1 protein-coding gene is annotated in these 563 nt (G+C 45.6%); it reads right to left on the bottom strand.

From position 1 onward, the window contains the following. A partial coding sequence (locus A3738_RS01130; protein ID WP_156503862.1) for an alcohol dehydrogenase catalytic domain-containing protein occupies window positions 1-421 on the bottom strand: 421 nt, incomplete at its 3' end. Between the last annotated feature and the right edge of the window lie 142 nt (window positions 422-563).

The raw sequence follows: 563 nt of genomic DNA, 5'->3' as shown, positions 1-563 counted from the left end.
CTATCAGAGCATCAACGCAGAGCATTGCAGTTAATCCCGCAGTACCAATAATCATACTTTGAGATGCGCTTAAGCCCTCAGGTAAGGGGACAAGGAGGTTTGCGTCTAAACGTGCTTTTTCAGCCAAGCCGCCGCCCCGAGTTTCACCTACACCCCAGCCGGTTAGTACAACTGAATCTCCAACGTTGTAGGCATCGCTTGATGTTTCGATAATTCTGCCTGCGAAATCGATACCCGGAATCATTGGGAAGTCGCGAATGATTCTTCCTTTGCCAGTAATGGCTAGGCCATCTTTGTAATTGATAGATGAATAATCGACCGCGACAATTGTGTCGCCGTCAGGCAATTGACTTTCGTCTATTTGCGCTACGTGTGCAACGGTTGTTTTGCTTTCTTGATAAAGCATCAATGCAGAGAACATCAAGGCACCTTATTGAATTCGAGTATGGGGATTTAAACCAACGCTAATCGTAACATTATCTTTATTGAGTTACTTGCGGAAGCTAAAGGCAGGGCGAACCTGCCTTTGTGGTTTAGTACTTAAAGTTGCCCACTAGATGAGC

The organism is Oleiphilus sp. HI0066, assembly GCF_001635725.1.
This window is presented reverse-complemented; position numbering and strand designations above follow the sequence as displayed.